Origin of the sequence: Mobiluncus mulieris (genome assembly GCF_014204735.1) — a bacterium.
GTDB classification, from domain to species: Bacteria; Actinomycetota; Actinomycetes; order Actinomycetales; family Actinomycetaceae; genus Mobiluncus; species Mobiluncus mulieris.
In genome coordinates this window covers 81,188-98,951 of the sequence record NZ_JACHMA010000001.1, presented here as the reverse complement: position 1 = coordinate 98,951, position 17,764 = coordinate 81,188, and the positions used below count along the sequence as shown (strand labels likewise).

The window sequence follows — 17,764 nt, the reverse complement described above, 5'->3', positions numbered from 1 at the left end:
TAAAGCAAATCGGCAAAATGGCACCTCATGAAACCGAAAACCCAACGTCACCCCCAGGGAAACCTAGCCTCGGGGCTCAAAGAGAACCCCGAGGCTAGGCTACTGAAACCAATAAATAAAACCTATCCTTGGTTGATAGTGCAATTCGCGTTGAGCCGAATCACACCATAAGTCCAGCCTTGACGGTGGTAAACCACGGCGGGTTGCATGGTTTCCGAATCGATAAACAGATAGAAGGGATGCCCCACCAGCTCCATCTCGTCCAAAGCCTCCTCCACACTCACCGGCGTGGTTTCATGCAACTTTTCACGCACAATCACGGGAGAATCCCCCAGTTGATCCTCGCGTACCTCGCCGGGCTTTAACGGGGCGCGAACCGGGGCGGGCTTGGCTTGCGGCTCGGGCATCGCCACATCCAAATCGACATCCGGGGGAATGTCGTAGCGACGGTGATTCTTGATGCGGTCGCGGGCACGACGCAGCCTTTCATAGAGTTTACCCGCCGCAATATCAACAGCCGCATAGCGATCCGAAGACGAAGCCTCGGCGCGCACCACCGGACCTTTGCCATGAACTGTAATTTCGATACGCTCCGCAGTATCGACCTGTCGAGGATTGCGCTCGTGGGTCAATTCCACGTCCACACGTTGCGTACGCGGCGCTAACTGTTCCACCTTGGCGATTTTTTCCTCTACGTACTCGCGAAAATTCGGGTGGATTTCGGCGTTTCGGGCTTTTAGTGTGATTTCCATTGTTGGCCTCCTTAAGAGTTTGAGTTGGGACCCAGCACCAGCTGCTGGGACGGATGGTTCGCGTCTCACCTCCCTTCCGCGCGGGCAACACTCCGTCGTGTTTTACCTGCTGTTTTTACGTTAATTTTATTCTAGTGCAAGCGGATTATCCGCGCAGTATTTCCGGGGGGTTTATTTCATGAGGCGCCGGCTTCGCCGGTGAATTTCAGGCTACTATTGGGAAAACTGGCTGGTGGCGAACACGAATCCACCCAGGATTTCTGTCCCCACGCCTTGCAAAACCCGCGCCATTTCCCGCAAAGTGGAACCAGTGGCGCTGACATCATCAACCAAAACCGCCGCCACCCCGGAAAGCTCCGAACCAGCCCCGGGCGCAACCAGGGTCATTCGATGGTGCCGATTCGTCACCCGCTGCGAATACCCCAGCCCGGCCTGTTTTTTGGTGCCCGGCCGCATTTTTAGTATCTCTAGCACTCCCGACTGGCTCGCCACCCCGGATTTGACCAGCCCAGACATGATGCCGGTGGCGAAAGCCCCCGCGACCGGGGACGATGCTCCCGGGGTGGTCGAGGGTGCGGGGACTACGAACACTTCGCGATGGCACCTCATGACCCCGAGGCGCGCCGCTAAAACCGCCGCGTTTTCACCCGCGGCCGCAAAGTAAGACCGCAAATCCAAACGCGGGTCGTGTTTGCCCGCCAAAACAAAACGGCGCATAGCGCCTTCGTAATTCGCCACAGCGAAACCAGGGATGCCGGCAAGCTCCAGGTCAAGCACCTGGGGTTCACCCAAAATTTGCGCCAAACACCGGTCACAAACCATTTCATCCCAAGCCCCGCAACCCACGCATTCCGTGGGCAGCAGCACCCCACCCAAATCCGTCAACGCGGCCCGCAGTTCGCGACTGACTCGCAGTGCGCGACGTGAAGAATCCTCAAATTCACCGCCCACGATGACTACCCAGGATAGGTGGGGTCTTGCACCCCGCTCAAAGTGTGCTGCCAGTTACGCCCCGAACGCGAAAAGAGTTCGCCGTTCTTGGTGGCCAGGTAAACCTCGTTTTCGGTGCGCCCCCCCGCCAAGGCCACCGCGTCTTTCACCCCCGGCAGGGTCGAAACCGGACCGAACAGCGGGATTATACGCACCGTGGTTTTCTCGCCGCCGCCGGTCAAAGCGGCCAAAGTATAGCCTTGCAACCACGACAAATCCGCCACTGTACTAGTGCCGATTTCCAGCTCCTGAGTGCCCACCAGGGTTTCGGGCAGGCCGTACTGGTTACGCAGGATTATCGCCAGCGAAATCTGGTCTTTGCCGTCCACACTGCGAATCGCCGCCAAACGGCTGCCGTCCGGACTGATTGCTAGGGCGGTAACTATGCGGGAATCGTGCCAGGGCAGCTCGATTTGAATACCACTGCCGTCGTCGTTATACGCCAAAATATGGTTGGGTTGGGCGCTGTCTACCGTCCAAATCCAGCCCAAACGATCTACCACGGGCGCTGCTAATCCCAGGCCAGAGTACAACACCTGGGCGGAGCGTTGCTTCCACACATAGAGTTTTTGACGCGCGCCATCCGTGAAAGCAATCGTTTTCCCATCCACGGACACAGCCGGGTGGCTCATAGAAATCCCCGCTAAGTTCGACGCTGACAGCAGCACTTCAACTTTGTCCCCATCCAGGCGAACCAGGTTGCCATCTTTAATCATCACCGGGTTGACCACCCCCGACGGGTCGCTAATCGGCTCGGTGTTTGGCAGCGGCACATTACCCAGACTCAAACTGACCGAAGAAATCCCCGCCACATCGCGCAAAGTCGAGCCGATTTGCCAATAGGCCAGAGCGATGGTGTGCGGGTCGGTAAAGGGCTGGGTCGAATCGATGTTGACATTGGCTACCCCGTCGAAAACCTCGACGGTTCCCCCGCGCAGACTGGTTCCGGGGGGAAATACCGAGGTCGCCGCGCCACGAAAACTTCGTGGCGGCCCGGCCAAAATCGCGTTGACCAGGTAGGACGCCATGCGGCGGCGCGGGTACCAGCGTAAGTCTGGAATCAAGGCCCCGTGGTTGGCGGCCAAAAAGAATATCGGGGCTGAAGCGTAAATCGAAGCAAATACGGATTGGGACAGAATCACGCCGTCTTCAAGATTCGCGATGCGCCACTGGTTGTCCGCCGCTTTGACCAGGGAAAAACGTTCTTGAATCTCGGAGGTGGTGTTGGCGACTGAATATTTCCCGGAACTGTCGACGCTGCCCACGGCTTTCGCGTTGGCCTGAACCGCAGCATCACTGGTGGTGGTGATGTCTATGCCCGAATCGGTGTCGACAATCACCACTTGGGCATCTGGTTTCCAGTCCACCGCCGCCTTAGAGGCCAAAAAAGACCTGGCTACGGTGAAATCGTCGGAATACCCGGCCGCACAGGCGCGAATAAAGCCCCGCACGATTTCTTCCGGGGACGCATTCGGTACCGGCCCGGGCGCGTTTAGACCCAGCAATGGCTGGTTGGCTGCGATTTCGATATCGGATTTTTGTACCGTTCCGGCATACGGCAGGGTTGCGCAAGCACCTAATGAAACCGCCCCGACCAACAGGGCAGCTATCGTTACGTAACGGGGTTCATGAGGTGACATCCCCGTTGCTCTCCGCCCCCACCACTGTGACTTTCTAAACATCTTCACCCCCGACTGTGCTTTGGTATTCCTCAAGTTTGGGTTCTACGTAGTCAGTCAAGGCTACGGGAGCCGGTCCCATTTCGCCTCCACGCAATCGGGGCAGAGTCAAACGGAAGGACGAGCCGTAGCCTTCTTTGCCCCAGGCCTCCAAGGTACCCCCAGAGAGCCGGGCGTCTTCGAGGGAAATCGCCAGTCCCAACCCGGTTCCCCCGGTGGTGCGCGCCCGAGCGGTGTCTGCCCGATAGAAACGGTCGAAAACCCTCGAGGTCACTTCCGGGCTCATGCCCACCCCGTGGTCGCTTACCCGCAGGGAAACCGCAGTTTCACTGGTGTCCGTGGTGATGACCACCGGGTTGCCTTCCGAATGCTCGATGGCGTTTACCACCAGGTTGCGGATGATACGGGTAACCCGGCGGGTGTCGAGTTCGGCGGTGCAAGGATAGGCGGGCAGGTTCAACACCACCTTGCAGCCGACTTTTTCGGCCAAACTGGCGGTGTCCTCTACTACCTGGCGTGCCAGGGCGTTGATATCTGCCGTTTCAAAAGACAGGCGAGCCGAGCCGGAATCGATACGCGAGATTTCCAGCAAATCCGCCAGCATCGCGTCGAAACGCTCGATTTGGTCGTGCAGCAACTCCGCGCTGCGCAGCGCGGCGGGATCCAAGGCTCGGCGCGCGTCAAAGATTACATCATCGGCGATTCGCATGGTGGTCAGGGGGGTGCGCAGCTCGTGGGATACATCCGAAACGAAACGCTGCTGCAGGCGTGACATTTGCCCCAGGGTGTCGATTTTTGATTGCAAGGATCCAGCCATTTTATTGAAGGAATCCGCCAGCTGCGCCATCTCGTCTTGGCCTTGGGACAACACCCTAGCGTTGAGGTCGCCGGCGGCCAGACGTTCGGCGGTGCGCACCGTGCGGCGCACCGGCACCAACACGGAGTACACCACTACCCAGGTCATGGCCCCCACCAACAGCAGCAGAGCCACACCCCCCGCGCCCAACACTTGCATAACCAAGTCCAGATTGGCCTGTTCATCGGCCAGGGAATACACAAAATACAGTTCATGTGCTCCCGCCAAGGGCAGTATCAGGGGGGTTCCCACCGCAATTCCCGGGGCAAAGCGCCCGTTTGTTTCCTTGATTTTCACGGACTGCCAGTATTGTCCCGGCTTTTTTTCCACGGCTTCGCGCAGTTCGGGGGTGATGGTTTCCCGCAGGTTTCCCGTCCCGATTTCGTTAATCACAAAAGAAGATGTTTCGTGGGGGTTTCGCAGAATCAACACCGCCGGGGCGCTCCCCCCCGAGGCGAGGGTGGCCATGGAAGTAATCACGTCTTGAGCCAATGATTGCACTTGTTCCACCGTGGAGACTGGGGCTAAATCCAAACGATTTTGCGCCGATTTGGCGCGGGAAGCCGATTCGACCAGCAGCTGGTTGAGTCGTTCTTGAAAAATCCCGTCTCGGATTGAATTCGCGGTATACAGTCCGATTCCACCCAAAATCACCAGGGTGGACACCAGCATGACCATTCCCATGCGCAGCGTCAGGGATTTTTGTAAAGGCAGCGGCACCCATGATGACTGCAGCAGCTGTAAAGAATATCGGGTGACGGTGTTGATTAGCTGGCTGACCCGGCGCTGTCGCCTCGAGCGGCGAAACACTGCGGGGGTAGAGGCGCTCACGAATGCGCACTTCCAATCCGGTATCCCACTCCTCGAACCGTCAAAACAACCTGGGGGTTATCCGGATCAACTTCCACTTTGGCGCGCAGTCGTTGTACATGCACGTTCACGAGTCGCGTGTCGGCACCGTGACGTAAGCCCCATACTTGCTCCAGGAGTTCTTCGCGGCTCAAGACCCGCCCGGGTTTCGAGGCTAGTGCCACCAACAGGTCATATTCCAAAGGGGTGAGTCCCAAATCCCGACCGCCGCGAGTCACCTGGTGGGAGGCCAGATTAATCTCGAGGTCGGCGGCTTTCAGTACTTCTTCGGCTTGGGTTTCCAAGTGTCGCAGCCGGGCGGCGACCCGCGCCAGGAGTTCTTTGGGTTTAAAGGGTTTGGGCACATAGTCATCCGCCCCGGCCTCCAGGCCAGCCACCACATCAGTGGTGTCGGTTTTGGCAGTCAACATGATAATCGGCACCACCGAGGTCTGGCGGATGCGCCGACAGATTTCAATTCCGTCCATCCCGGGCAGCATCAAATCCAACAACACCAAGTCGGGGTTTATTCGGTTGAATTCACCCAGGGCTTTTGCCCCGTCGGCGCAAAAGCTCGGGGTGTAGCCGGATGATTCCAAAATAATGCCTATCATTTCAGACAGGGCGGTGTCGTCGTCAACTACCAGAATTTTAGAACTCATAGTCCTATTTTGACATGATTTACGGAAGCTGGGGCATTAGTCCTGGGAAAGCCGGGGATTTTTATTCACTTTGACAAGAAATTACGGCTCGGACATGGCAACATAGACTTGGGCTTAGTGAAAGGGAACAAATATTTATGGACCAACCGAATCAATCACCCACCCCGCCCAACCCCTCAAGTTGGGGCAACTCCGAGGTTCCTACCAGTGGATATGGACAGTTCAGCGCGGGTTCCTGGCAGAATCCCGGGGGGTCGCCCGCTGGCACGACTGCTGAGGCGGGAAATGGCAGTATTCCTCCGTCGGGTGTGTTCGGCGGAATATCGCGTCCAAATAACCCAGCCGGCTCCGACAATCAAAGTACTGCGGATACCTCGGGGATGGCTTTTAGGGGAACTCTGAATGCCAGTGCTGGTGCGAGTGCTGGTGCTGGTGCTGGTGCGGGAACCATGCCGGGGTTTAGTGAAAATCCTCGGGATTACCAGCAGGTTCAACCCGGGGTGATTCCCCTGCGGCCGTTGTCTTTGAGCGATATTTTCAACGGCGCATTCCGGGCGCTGCGCGAAGCCCCTTCGGTGATGTTCGGTCTGATTTTGGGAATCTGGGCCGTGTTTGCTTTGGTTTCGGGAATTATTACCGCCCTGTCATTCCCCGACATAAACCAGGCGATGCAAACGCTTGAAAACAGTGGTGAAAACACCGAGGCCATGTTGGATACCGTCCTGGGAATGATAGAGAGCGCTCTGCTGGTCAGCATCCCCACCAGTATTGTTCGGATTGCGGTTCTGGCGATAACCACGGGTATCGGGGTGGCGGCTATCGCCCCCATGGCTTTGGGACGCCGTCCTTCCATCGGTGACACTTGGGACGCGGTTAAACCCCACTTTTGGAGGCTGATTGGCTTTACTTTCCTGCTGGATTTGATTGCTATCGGGGTGGCGATGCTGGCTTTCTCGCCGCTGATTTTGACTTTCGTTGGGACTTATACCCAAAACCTGTGGATGGCGGTATCCGGGGGGTTACTGGTGTTGCTCACTGGTTTAGCCGGATTCCTGTGCTATGTGTTCATAACCATCCGCGTTATTTTCGCGGTTCCCGCTATGGTTATGGAGAACATCGGGGTGGGGGCATCCATGCGCCGCTCTTGGGCTCTGACCAAGAAGTCTTTTTGGCGGATTTTCGGTGTCATCGCTCTCACATACATGATTTGGATGGCGATTATGGCTGGACTAGGTTTCATTGTCCAGATAGTGGTTACGGTGGCTGCGACCGTCACCAAAAACATGACCTTGGTAATGGGAATCAGCGAAACCTTAAGCGGGGTTATCGCCGGGGTCTATATCCCGTTTATTGCCGGGGTACAGTCCATCCTCTATATCGATTTACGAATGCGCCGCGAAGGTCTGGCTTTAAGTTTGCTGCGCGCTTCCCAACAACAGGACTGAGAGGTTCCCTGTGTTCGCCCCCGTGTTTACCGCCTTCACTGTCTTCCCCACCGACGACAGTGCGAGTGACGCACCCCTGGGGGGGGCAGCCGGGCGGGAATTGTTGGAACGGGAGCTAGAAAAACCCATCTACCAGGAGCATCACTCGATACTCAAAGGCCTTATCTCTCAGCTTATCGAACTGTTTTCCGGCGCGCATTTCAACCCGGATTTGCCTTCCTTCAATTGGATTGTGGTTGCCCTGTTGATAGCGGTGATGGCGGCGGTGGCTACCTTGCTGTTGACCAACAGTTCCTGGCGAATCCACGCCCCAACAACAGGCAAAAAACCAAAAGATTCCGTGGTGTTTGACGACAACCGCAGCGCTATCCAATATTTGGCGGCGGCACGGGCAGCCGTGGGACGCGAAGACTTCTCGGTGGCTTTCCTCGAACAGTTCCGTCACCTCATGAAGATGTGTGAAGGGGAAGGCAAGCTGGTTATCCCCCCGGGGCTCACCGCCGTGGAAGCCAGCCAGAAACTGACCCGGATTGCCCCCAATTTCGGGGTCGACTTGAACTGGGCCGCCACCCAGTTCAACGCTTTGCGCTTCGGTCACCGCCAGGCTTCGCCTGCGGATTTCCACCGGATACGAATTTTGGATGAAAACCTGGAGCGTCAAATCAAATCACATTCTCCCCTCGCGCATCCTTCCGCACAGCTGGCGGCCACAGCACCGACCCCCGCCCTGGCTGCTGCCTCGACGGAGGTGACCTCATGAGTTCCCCCTCCGCTCCCACCGCCACCCCGCGTATCAGCGAAGCCTTGCACCAGTCACGCTGGATTGTGGGCGGTTTCGTGCTGCTGGTAATCTCTTCTCTGATTTTTGGTTTACTGTCCAGGCCTACAGACACTAACCCCTTGTCCCCTAATAATCCCGGCCCGCGCGGGGCAATGGCACTGGCTCAGGTTTTACAGCAAAAGGGAGTGAATGTCCGCAATATCTATACCACTCGTGACGTGGCGCAACTGGGGGAAGACGACCTGCTGGTGGTGACCGGGGTGGCGGATTTGACGGATAAACACATCAGCTCCCTGATGAAATCCCCGCGTACCAACCTGTTGTTCCTGGGTACTTTCGCTCAGACGAATCGCCTAGAGCCCTACGCGGTGGCAGTGGGTGAGAGTACCCCGGATGGAGTGGCACCGCGTTGTAAACTGCCGGCTGCTTTCGAGGCTGGTCCTTTGCACGGTTCGCGCGGTTCTCTCAAGCCTTTGCGTACCCCCGAAGCGGCCTGCTACCAGGTAGCACCCGAGAAATACGCCTATCTGCAGTTCCAGCGTCCTGGGGGGCTGCGGGTTAGCTTCCTGGCCGATGCTGCGGCCGCCGAAAACCGCGAAATTACCCAGAACTCTCAGGCTGCGTTCCTGTTGAACCTGATGCTGCCAGCCAAGAACGTGGGTTGGATTGTGGGCAGTACTTTCCAGCTGCCTTCTGGCCATGACGCCGGGTCGGGCACTGCCGATGTTATCCCCCCAGCCATGACTCGTGCCTTGATATTGTTCTTTGTGGCTTTGCTGGTTTTGGCTTTGGCGAAGGGTCGGCGTTTGGGGCGGGTCATCACCGAGGTGGTTCCAGTGGTGGTGCACGGAGCGGAAACCGTCTATGGGCGGGCTCGTATGTACCGGATTCACGGGGCGTTTGAAACCGCCGCCCATCACGCCCGGGGCTTCACCGCGCGGCGTTTGGGGGAAAGACTGCATCTGGCGCGGGGTATCAGTGCGGAGCAGCTATGCGAGCGGGTCGCGGAGCTCACCGGGATGCCCGAGTCGCGGGTTCATGAGGCGCTAGCGGGATCCCCGCCACGCACGGGAGCTGAATTGGTAAATCTTTTAAAGAATCTGAACAGCCTGGTTGAAACCACCAAAGGGAAGGAACACAAATAATGGAAACACAAGCTGCCATCTTGGATAAATTTTCTGCGCTTAGAGGCGAAATCAACAAGGTAGTCAAGGGGCAGGATGCCATCGTGACCGGGCTGGTCATCGGGCTTATCACCGGGGGACATGTCCTGTTAGAGGGCGTGCCGGGGGTGGCAAAAACCCTTACCGTACGGGCACTGGCGGCGGGGCTGAGCCTCAAAAACACGCGGGTGCAGTTCACCCCAGATTTGATGCCCGGAGATTTGACCGGTTCCTTGATTTTCAACTCGCAAACCTCGACTTTCACCTTCCGCGAAGGCCCGGTATTCACGAACCTGCTTTTGGCTGATGAAATCAACCGTACTCCCCCGAAAACCCAGTCGGCGCTGTTGGAGGCCATGGAGGAACACCAGGTCAGTGCCGACGGGGTCAGTCGGGAACTACCCAACCCTTTTATGGTAATCGCCACCCAAAACCCCGTGGAATACGAGGGTACCTATCCCCTGCCGGAGGCACAGCTAGACCGCTTCTTGCTGAAACTCGAGGTTCCCCTGCCTTCGCGGGATACCGAACTGGAGGTTCTTAACCTGCATTTACGCGGGTTTAACTCCCGGGCGCTGGCGGATTCCGGGCTGCGACCGGTGGCTAGTGCCGAGGATATCGCGGCGGCACGCCAGGCCGTGAAATCGGTGAGCGCCGGTTCGGAAGTATTGGGATACATCGTGGATTTGGTTCGCGCCACTCGGACACTACCCCAGGTGGAGCTGGGGGTATCCCCGCGCGGGGCGACAGCTCTGTTGGCGACCTCGCGGGTATGGGCTTGGCTGTGCGGGCGGGACTTCGTCACCCCTGATGATGTCAAATCCTTGGTGTTGCCCACTTTCCGACACCGGCTGCGCCTGCGTGCCGAGGCCGAGATGGAGGGTGTCACTGCCCAGTCCCTGTTGGATACGGTGTTATCCGCCACGCCGGTGCCCCGTTGAACTCGGGGGGGGTGAAACCCCCGGAGGAAAACCGGGATTCCCGGATGGCACCTCGTGAATTCGAACGAAAAACCCAACCCGCCCCCTTACAGAAAGGATCAGAATAGTGGCTGTGACTTCCCGCTTGGCGATACTGATCGCCTTGGGGATTCCGTTGATGTTCCTGACCGAATGGAAGGCGGCGGGGACGTCTTGGCTGTTGTTGTGCCTCGCGTTGTGGCTGTTTGACGCGCTGCTGGCACCATCGCCACGTCGCTTGACAATTACCCGGCAACTGCCGGTGTCGCTGCGCCTTAACGCCACTACCCCCTATTCGATTACGGTTTCGAACCCCACCCGGCGGCGATTTCGCGCCTGGCTGCGCGATGCGTGGCAGCCTTCCCTGCAAGCCGCGCCGGCGCGGCATCGTTTTGTGCTGGCGGGCAAGCAAACCCTGGAGTTGGCAGCCACGTTCACCCCAACCCGCAAAGGCACCCTGGTCAGTGATTCGGTGACGATACGTTCTTTTGGACCGCTCGGCCTGGGTGCCCGCCAGTTTTCCGCCCCGATTGGGCAAAAAGTGCGGGTGCTGCCCGAGTTTCGTTCCGCGAAGTATTTGCCGTCCCGCCTGGCGACGCTGCGGCGCCTGGAGGGTAACACCCTGTTGACCCAACGCGGGCAGGGATCGGAGTTTGATTCGCTGCGTGAATATGTGCCTGGTGATGATGTGCGCGACATCGAATGGCATGTTTCAGCGCGTAACCGGGTGCCGGTGGTGAAAACTTGGCGGCCGGAGCGTGACCGCAATGTGATTATTTGTTTGGATACCTCACGGACTTCGGCGGTGCGACTGGGAGCGTATCCGCGCCTGGATGCGAATATGGAGGCGGCTTTGCTGTTGGGAGCTTTGGCATCCAGTGCGGGGGATCGGATTCACTTGATTGCTTTCGACAACCGGATTCGCGCTAATATTCAGCCTTCTCGCGGCCAGGGTCTGGTCGGCGAGATGGCCAGTGCTATGGCCGGTTTGGAATCGTCTTTGACCGAGGCGAACTGGATGGGTTTGGGACAAAACCTGTTGGCGACGGTGCGCCAGCGTTCCCTGGTGGTGGTGTTGACTGGCTTGGAGGCCGGGCTGGATCGGGGGCAGTTGATGCCGATGGTGGAGTCTTTGAGTGGGCATCACCAGGTGTTGGTGGCCGCCGCGATGGATCCCGAGGTTAGCGAGCTGACAGTGAAGGCTGATAACACCGAGGAGGCCTTTCTGGCATCCGCCGCGATGGCGGACTGCGAGGAGCGCCGCCGCGCCGGGGATTTGCTGGGTTTGCTGGGTGCCCAGGTTCTGACCACGGATCCCGATGCTTTGCCGCCGGCCGTGGCCGATGCCTACCTAGCGCTCAAGCGTCGCGGCCAAATTTAAGCTACCTAAGGCGTAGTCTCTCTAAAGAGAAGCCGCAGCATTACAGCAATGATGACCTAATTTAGCAGTGGTGCCGGGCGTAAGCCCGGCACCACTGTTTTTCACCATCAATCTGAAAATCTGAATCTTTGGCTCGCGGTTTTGCCGTTTTGTCGCTCGGTGCTCCGGGGTGGCACGGCCGGGCTAGCTATGGTTTGTCCGATAACGCTTAGCGGCAAAGCCGCTAAGAGAAATTACGGAAACCATGAATCGCCACGCTGCGCCGCGCGGGCGAAGCCCGCATATCGGCGCAGTCACCATGTGGAGGCGGTCAGCGACAGCAACGATTTGCTGTCGCTGACCGCAACTCCGCAAACGGCGAAGCCGTAACAGCCACCCCGGACGAGCACCTCCGCTAGCTTCAATACTGCCGTACTCTATCTGACACCAGCGCCTCCACTAGCAAGACATCGCCCCTCGCCACACCGCCGCTCGCTGCGCCGCGCGGCGTACACCGCATATCGGCGCAGTCACAGCGTGGAGGTGGCTAGCGACAGCAACGATTTGCTGTCGCCGCCGTAACTCCTTACTTGGTGTACACCGCCATGTTCTCTGGCAGGACTGCCTTGCCACCGAAGAGCTGCATGGACTTGGTGTCAGCCGGGACGTTAACCCGGGTGGGCTTAGCCAACACCAAATCAGCATTCAGCGAACCCGCCAGGGCACCAGCCACGAGGGAATCAGCATAGGACTGGCCGCTGGACACTAGGACGCTGCCTTTAGCGGGGGTGACCCCGGCCAACATGTAGGCGGTCTCATACCGATCAGAGCCAACAACCTTATCCACCCCCGCACCAGCGGCGCGGCAGGCCGGGCCGCCCGCACACACAGTTTTCGCGGTCGCATCCTTAGCGACAGCCGCACCCGGCTTGACCAAATCCACCGTGCCACCCATCAGGGAAGCAGCCGAAGAACACGCCAAAGCATCAGGGAAGTCCCCGCCAGTAGCATTACACGCGATAGCGGATTTACCCCCCAAAGCCTGCAAAGTCGCAGCCTTCACCGAAGCAGCAGTCTGATACCGATCAACCCCAGCATGGCGGATTACCTCCAAACCAGCGTTCTTTAGCTGGGCTTCCTTCGCAGCCGACACCGCCTGGTATCCGCCAACAATGTGAACCGTCTTAGTCTTATACGCCTTCAAAGAATCCAAAATAGACTGCTCCAACACGCTACCGGTACTCAACACGACCCCACCCTTATACGCACCCGCCAAGGCACCACCAACCAGGGCATCCGGGAAACTAGACCCGGTAGCCAACACAACCACCTCGTGGTTCTTCGCCAGCCCCAGCGCCGCCACCGAGGTAGCCACCCGGTCAGCCCCAGCCGCACGCCTCACCGCACTCTTCGACAAATCCAGCTTCTTAGTGAACTGCTTATCAAACTTGTTTCCCACCGACGGCTTAGCACCGGGCTTCTTGTCGCCAGGCTTCTTCTTCCCGTCCCCAGCCTTCTTAGCCGGGGTGGACGGGCTAGACGGCGTATAGCCGCTGCCACCGTTACCAAACCAAGTACTACCGGATCCGCTGTTAGCAGCCTTGCACTGAGCTTTCAATTCCAAATCACTATTGAAGTCAGAGGCAGCCGGGTCACTGCCATCAGCCTTGACCCACTTCACGAACTCAGTCGCCGAACCATCCTTGCAAGCACCGTCAGTTGACACGCCATCATAGTTAGCCGGGACTTCACCCTTTTTCACCTGCTTAGTACGAGCATCCGGAGTGAAAGCAGTACCAGTGGAATCTTTAAACGTAATCGTCACCTTAGCACTGGTATTCGGTGGGGTGTATGTTGCTTCAAGTTCGGTTTTATCTGCAGTGATACTACCGCTTGACCAGCCGCTGGAGCCTTTGGTAATGGTGTAGGTGACGGCCGTGGTGGTGCCGAGAGCCCAGTTGGCTTTCTTAGTGTTATCGTCAACTAGGGTTTCAGTGAGTGTGTATTTACACGGTCCAGCTACGGAAGTAAACGCAGAATCGAAGATGAGTGTCTTGAGGGTGGTGTAGTAGTTTGTGGCACCGGATGAATTGCTTCTGTCCTTGATTAGCCCGGCTACGTCTACGTCTCCTGTCCATTGAGGACAACTGATTCCATCTGTTGTGGCGGTTATTTTTATTGGTGGTCCTGGGTTACCCCATTTTGTGCCGCTGGTGTCACCGGTGGTTTTCACGACTACTGTTAGATTGGCGCCCTCTCCGAACCTGGAGAATTTTCCGCCGTTCTTTGGTGTATCTGCGGCGAATGCTACGTTCGCAAAAGCGGGGGTGAGACCTATTACTAGCAGGCCTGAGAGGGCGGCTACGCTAAGACGTTTAGAACGCCCCCCCCCCGCAGAATTTCCATAGGTACGAGTCATATGTTTTCCTTTCAGATTTCAGATATGATGAACGGCATGAAGCCGTTTGCGTAGTTACACGCAAGAGCTACATTGTCATATTTCCGGCGGTTTTGCCAATGTTTCGCAAAAACTTGTCTGACTTCTTGGGGGTTTCTGCTGGTGACTCGGTGTTTCGGGTTTCTGAATCCAGGTTTTCCTTTTGTTTTGTCTTGGGGCGTGTTATGTTGCTTGGCCACAGAATTCTGTCCAGAGCACCAAGCGGGACGCGCACCTATTTCCTGTAAAACCAGGGCAACAAGGTAACCGAGGCTGCCTGAAGATACCCTAAAAGAGGGAGCTGCCACGTGCACAATCGCTTTTGATTTGGAACAGGACACCTTGTCGAAGACCTACGGCACCCCCACGTACACCAATGCATACACCGGTATCCAGATGCTGCGCATCGAAGACAGCAATAATTTGATGCCCGTAAATGGTGACCGGCAAGTAACACAGCTGCCGCGCGAAGCCGTTCACCAGCTAGGGTCGATATCCTCGGGGTGCTTACCCAACAGGCGCGCGGATTCCTCGAGGACGACCGCGTGAATCATTTCGCGCAACTCTATTATCGAACGCGCCCGCTGTTCCAGGGGACGACGATACACCACCACCTGCGGGTCAAGACCACGATGCGGATCAGCGCCGAAACCACGGGACAATACGACTGCGTCACGCTCCCACGGAGCCGGGTCGGAAGGCGGGACATCCTCGACCCCGTATTTGATAGCCGAAAAATCAGAACACACCGCCACCAAAGAACGAACTTCCTGTACCACCAGGTCATCGAAAGACTCCCGGCGGGTACGATAGCGCGGCAGCATCGCGGGCACCAACACCCCACGCGAACCGCGTCCATGCCGATCCCGATGCACCGGGTCACGACGGGTACGCGGGGCAGTGGACACCTGCCAATGCAGCTCGCCTCCGAAATCTAAAACCCGTACTTGATGTGTTCCACTAGCCACCCTGCTAGCATAACGCACCCTTCCCCGAAACTCCCAGGAAGCCGCCCCTGGGCGAGCCGCCGGCCAATTTAGTTTAAACCGCGCTAGGGTGGATACGTGAGTTATACCCGCTTGTGTTCCAAACCCGGTTGTGCCAACCCCGCCGTGGCGACGATGACCTTCGACCACGCCGAGGCCACCGCCATCCTAGGACCATTGGCCACCAAAGCCGACCCTATTGGCTATGACCTGTGCCAGAAACACGCCGAGAGACTCTCTGTTCCCCGCGGATGGCAGGTGGTGCGTCTGGCGGATTCCTTTACGCCGCCCGTCCCCAACGACGAAGAACTGATGGCCTTAGCCAACGCGGTTCGAGCCGCCAGCCGCACAGATTCCCCGCGCCAACAGCTTTCCCCCGGACACTATACCGGGTCAATAGACCGCGACTCTAACCCCGCCCAGCCCCAGACCCCGGGGACACGACGGGGACACTTGACCCTGGTGGATTCCCCGAAACGCGTGTCTTAAGGATGGCACCTCATGAACCCCGGCGAACCCTAACGGCGCCCCGGCGAACCCTAACGGTGAATATACGTATGCGCGTCAGGGCCTTCCTTTTCCCGGAAACGCGCCAGCGAAGCCAGAATCTCTTTTTCCGCCTCCGCGCGACCCACCCAGTCGGCACCCTCCACGGACTTCCCGGGCTCTAAATCCTTGTAAACCTCGAAGAAATGCTGAATCTCTAGACGGTGAAACTCGCTGACATCCTCTAACTCGGTACGCCACGACGCCCGCTGATCCCCAGCGGGCACACACAAAACCTTGTCATCCCCGCCATGTTCATCACTCATCCGGAACATCCCCAAGGCACGACAAGTAATCACACAACCCGGGAAAGTCGGTTCCTCTAGCAAAACCAAGGCATCCAGCGGGTCACCATCCAAGCCCAACGAGTCGTCAATAAACCCATAGTCATCGGGATAACGCGTGGAAGTAAACAACATGCGGTCAAGCCGAATCCGACCGGTTTCATGGTCAACCTCGTACTTGTTACGGTTCCCCTTAGGAATCTCGATGGTGACATTGAATTTCAAAAAATCCGTTGACATCTCTACCTTCTTGCTTGGTTCTTCAGCTGGCTTAGACTGTTGCGAGCTTATTTCTTCATTGTGCCATTAAGGACAGGCTCACGGGTAATCTTTTATAATTATCCACGGGTTTGCCCCTAGACCAGCTGGGCTGGCTGGACTGGCTGGACTAGCTGGGCTGCCCCAGTCGAAAGGTTTTCAATGCAGACACACACGCGAGCCGGCATCATCGTCGTGGTGGGCGCACTGGTGCTCGGCGGCGGATACATAATGGCAGACGGAGCCGATGCGGTGCCAGGGATACTCACCTTCAAGCCACCCCTGCCACGGGTGGCGGCCTTCCCCACCCCGAAAGCCGCGTCACCCACCCCGAATCAAGCCCCCCTGTTCGACACCAGCACCGCCCCCGACCCCGCGTTTTTCAAAAACCTGACCCGTGAGTTCATCACAGATTACCGCATGAAAGACATGAAAGTATCGTGGTGGATTGGCACCCTCGACGGGGTGGAACTGGCCTCTGCCAACCCGGATTTGGCGCTCGCCCCGGCATCCACCACAAAACTGTTCACGGCAGCGGCAACCTTGCACGATTTCGGGTCAACAGGACGGGCGCGCACCGTGGTGGCTTGGGATGAATCGGCTCGCAAACTGTACCTGATTGGAGGGGGAGACATCCTGCTGGGGACAGGAGCCGACACGCCAGAAGATATTTTCGGTTACGCCGGTTTGGGGACACTGGCCGCCGACACAGTTCGAGCCTTGACCAAGCATTCCAAAAACATTTTAACACAGGCTCCCTATACCCTGGTGGTGGATGCCTCCTGGTTCGGGACGGAAAAAGCCTCGTCAGCGTGGCGCCCCGAAGACCACCAGTGGGTTGGCCCGATTCAAGGTCTAGGAATCGACACGGGGTCGGTGGCGCGCGGCCAGTACGGCTACGTGCCGGACGCAGCTGGGGTGGCCGGCCAGGCTTTTGCCGCTGCATTAGGTGCCAGCGGGGCTGCGCCCGCCAAGATCGAAACCGGGAAATCTGGACTGGCCAAAACCGAGATTCTCGACCCGGCTCGCCCCCTGCCACAAGTAGTCGAAATCGGGCAGGCACCTCATGAATCCCCAACCATAGTAGCACTGGCGCAAGGTGCCCCCTTCGCCCAAGTAATTCGAAAAATGCTCAAAATCTCGGACAATACCCTGGCCGAAACCCTGGGACGGCTGGTGGCCTTGCATCGCGGGGCAAAGCCCACTTTTGCAGACAGCGGAAAAAGCGTACAAACAGCAATAGGGGAACTGGGGGTTCACCTGGGCAACACGAACCTCGTGGGATGCTCCGGCCTGGCGCATTCCACCCAAATCCCGGCGCAAGCCCTGGCCAATCTGGTGCGCACGGCGGCCAGCCCCGAGCACCCGGAACTGCGTGCCATGTTGGCGAATCTGCCGGTAGCGGGGGCGGATGGAACCTTAAGAAACGTCTACCAGGAAACAACGGCGGCGGGGAATCTGCGGGGGAAAACCGGCACCCTGGCGATTTCACATTCCCTGGCGGGCACGATGGTGTACCAAAACCAGGTGCTGGCCTATGCGCTGATTATTTCCGGATACCCGGAAGAAAGCCCCGGGGGAACCATCAGCGCAAAACAGATGTTTTTAACGGGACTGCTGGGCGGGAAAACCGAATTCTCCCCCACCGACCCCAAAACCAGCCCCGCACCAGCAGCGTGATTCAACCCGCCAGGCACACCCCAATTTTACTTGCTGGGAAGTTTCCTGTTACACTCTTGCCCATGATGAAGCGAATG

The 17,764-nt window shown here is 57.9% G+C and carries 15 protein-coding genes; 7 read left to right on the top strand and 8 right to left on the bottom strand.

Annotated elements, in window-relative coordinates; all coding sequences use genetic code 11:
• Nucleotides 1-122 precede the first annotated feature (122 nt).
• The 5 genes from hpf to mtrA all read right to left on the bottom strand — a co-directional run bounded on the left by hpf (nucleotide 123) and on the right by mtrA (nucleotide 5,788).
• On the bottom strand, nucleotides 123-752 hold the full coding sequence (gene hpf, locus F4555_RS00410; protein WP_004013221.1) for a ribosome hibernation-promoting factor, HPF/YfiA family: 630 nt from the start codon (nucleotides 750-752) through the stop codon (nucleotides 123-125).
• Between the two features lie 213 nt (nucleotides 753-965).
• Nucleotides 966-1,703: a ComF family protein gene (locus F4555_RS00405; protein WP_255312821.1), complete on the bottom strand. Its 738-nt coding sequence runs from the start codon at nucleotides 1,701-1,703 to the stop codon at nucleotides 966-968.
• 5 nt (nucleotides 1,704-1,708) lie between these two features.
• Nucleotides 1,709-3,457 (bottom strand): LpqB family beta-propeller domain-containing protein, encoded by a 1,749-nt coding sequence (locus tag F4555_RS00400; RefSeq protein WP_249289007.1) that lies wholly within the window; start codon nucleotides 3,455-3,457, stop codon nucleotides 1,709-1,711.
• Entirely contained in the window at nucleotides 3,417-5,108 is a 1,692-nt protein-coding gene (gene mtrB / locus F4555_RS00395; RefSeq protein ID WP_004013224.1) for an MtrAB system histidine kinase MtrB, read from the bottom strand. Before mtrB ends, F4555_RS00400 begins: the two co-directional genes overlap by 41 nt.
• On the bottom strand, nucleotides 5,105-5,788 hold the full coding sequence (gene mtrA / locus F4555_RS00390) for an MtrAB system response regulator MtrA (RefSeq protein WP_004013225.1): 684 nt from the start codon (nucleotides 5,786-5,788) through the stop codon (nucleotides 5,105-5,107). The genes mtrB and mtrA overlap by 4 nt, the downstream gene beginning before the upstream one ends.
• Nucleotides 5,789-5,925: 137 nt before the next feature.
• Between mtrA and F4555_RS00385 the strand changes: the two genes are divergently transcribed.
• The 5 genes from F4555_RS00385 to F4555_RS00365 all read left to right on the top strand — a co-directional run bounded on the left by F4555_RS00385 (nucleotide 5,926) and on the right by F4555_RS00365 (nucleotide 11,517).
• A complete protein-coding gene (locus tag F4555_RS00385) occupies nucleotides 5,926-7,233 on the top strand; it encodes a glycerophosphoryl diester phosphodiesterase membrane domain-containing protein (protein ID WP_255312822.1) in 1,308 nt (435 codons plus the stop codon).
• A gap of 10 nt (nucleotides 7,234-7,243) precedes the next feature.
• A complete protein-coding gene (locus F4555_RS11405) occupies nucleotides 7,244-7,993 on the top strand; it encodes a DUF4129 domain-containing protein (RefSeq protein WP_115325603.1) in 750 nt (249 codons plus the stop codon).
• Nucleotides 7,990-9,159, top strand: a complete 1,170-nt coding sequence (locus F4555_RS00375) for a DUF4350 domain-containing protein (RefSeq protein WP_115325604.1) — start codon at nucleotides 7,990-7,992, stop codon at nucleotides 9,157-9,159. Before F4555_RS11405 ends, F4555_RS00375 begins: the two co-directional genes overlap by 4 nt.
• A complete protein-coding gene (locus F4555_RS00370) occupies nucleotides 9,159-10,118 on the top strand; it encodes an AAA family ATPase (RefSeq protein ID WP_115325605.1) in 960 nt (319 codons plus the stop codon). Before F4555_RS00375 ends, F4555_RS00370 begins: the two co-directional genes overlap by 1 nt.
• Nucleotides 10,119-10,224: 106 nt before the next feature.
• Nucleotides 10,225-11,517 carry a DUF58 domain-containing protein gene (locus tag F4555_RS00365; protein ID WP_004015556.1) on the top strand — a complete coding sequence of 431 codons (1,293 nt, stop codon included), beginning with the start codon at nucleotides 10,225-10,227 and terminating at the stop codon, nucleotides 11,515-11,517.
• 565 nt (nucleotides 11,518-12,082) lie between these two features.
• Here F4555_RS00365 and F4555_RS00360 read toward each other — a convergent pair.
• The gene (locus tag F4555_RS00360) at nucleotides 12,083-13,915 is read right to left on the bottom strand and encodes a cell wall-binding repeat-containing protein (protein WP_221413432.1); all 1,833 of its coding nucleotides are present in this window, start codon (nucleotides 13,913-13,915) and stop codon (nucleotides 12,083-12,085) included.
• A 494-nt stretch (nucleotides 13,916-14,409) separates the two neighbouring features.
• A complete protein-coding gene (locus tag F4555_RS00355) occupies nucleotides 14,410-14,841 on the bottom strand; it encodes a metallopeptidase family protein (RefSeq protein ID WP_004013234.1) in 432 nt (143 codons plus the stop codon).
• A 156-nt stretch (nucleotides 14,842-14,997) separates the two neighbouring features.
• On the opposite strand from F4555_RS00355, the gene F4555_RS00350 reads away from it, so the two are divergent.
• The gene (locus F4555_RS00350) at nucleotides 14,998-15,408 is read left to right on the top strand and encodes a DUF3499 domain-containing protein (protein ID WP_115325607.1); all 411 of its coding nucleotides are present in this window, start codon (nucleotides 14,998-15,000) and stop codon (nucleotides 15,406-15,408) included.
• A 50-nt stretch (nucleotides 15,409-15,458) separates the two neighbouring features.
• Here F4555_RS00350 and F4555_RS00345 read toward each other — a convergent pair whose 3' ends face one another.
• Entirely contained in the window at nucleotides 15,459-15,989 is a 531-nt protein-coding gene (locus F4555_RS00345; RefSeq protein WP_004013236.1) for an inorganic diphosphatase, read from the bottom strand.
• Nucleotides 15,990-16,169: 180 nt separating this feature from the next.
• Between F4555_RS00345 and F4555_RS00340 the strand changes: the two genes are divergently transcribed.
• The gene (locus tag F4555_RS00340) at nucleotides 16,170-17,687 is read left to right on the top strand and encodes a D-alanyl-D-alanine carboxypeptidase/D-alanyl-D-alanine-endopeptidase (RefSeq protein ID WP_115325608.1); all 1,518 of its coding nucleotides are present in this window, start codon (nucleotides 16,170-16,172) and stop codon (nucleotides 17,685-17,687) included.
• The last annotated feature ends 77 nt before the right edge of the window (nucleotides 17,688-17,764 follow it).

What these genes read in the sequence shown, in the direction of transcription:
- hpf (WP_004013221.1), bottom strand. Translation starts at nt 752, where the DNA reads ATGGAAATCACACTAAAAGCCCGAAACGCCGAAATCCACCCGAATTTT.
- mtrA (WP_004013225.1), bottom strand. Translation starts at nt 5,788, where the DNA reads ATGAGTTCTAAAATTCTGGTAGTTGACGACGACACCGCCCTGTCTGAA.
- F4555_RS00385 (WP_255312822.1), top strand. Translation starts at nt 5,926, where the DNA reads ATGGACCAACCGAATCAATCACCCACCCCGCCCAACCCCTCAAGTTGG.
- F4555_RS00375 (WP_115325604.1), top strand. Translation starts at nt 7,990, where the DNA reads ATGAGTTCCCCCTCCGCTCCCACCGCCACCCCGCGTATCAGCGAAGCC.
- F4555_RS00370 (WP_115325605.1), top strand. Translation starts at nt 9,159, where the DNA reads ATGGAAACACAAGCTGCCATCTTGGATAAATTTTCTGCGCTTAGAGGC.
- F4555_RS00360 (WP_221413432.1), bottom strand. Translation starts at nt 13,915, where the DNA reads ATGACTCGTACCTATGGAAATTCTGCGGGGGGGGGGCGTTCTAAACGT.
- F4555_RS00345 (WP_004013236.1), bottom strand. Translation starts at nt 15,989, where the DNA reads ATGTCAACGGATTTTTTGAAATTCAATGTCACCATCGAGATTCCTAAG.
- F4555_RS00340 (WP_115325608.1), top strand. Translation starts at nt 16,170, where the DNA reads ATGCAGACACACACGCGAGCCGGCATCATCGTCGTGGTGGGCGCACTG.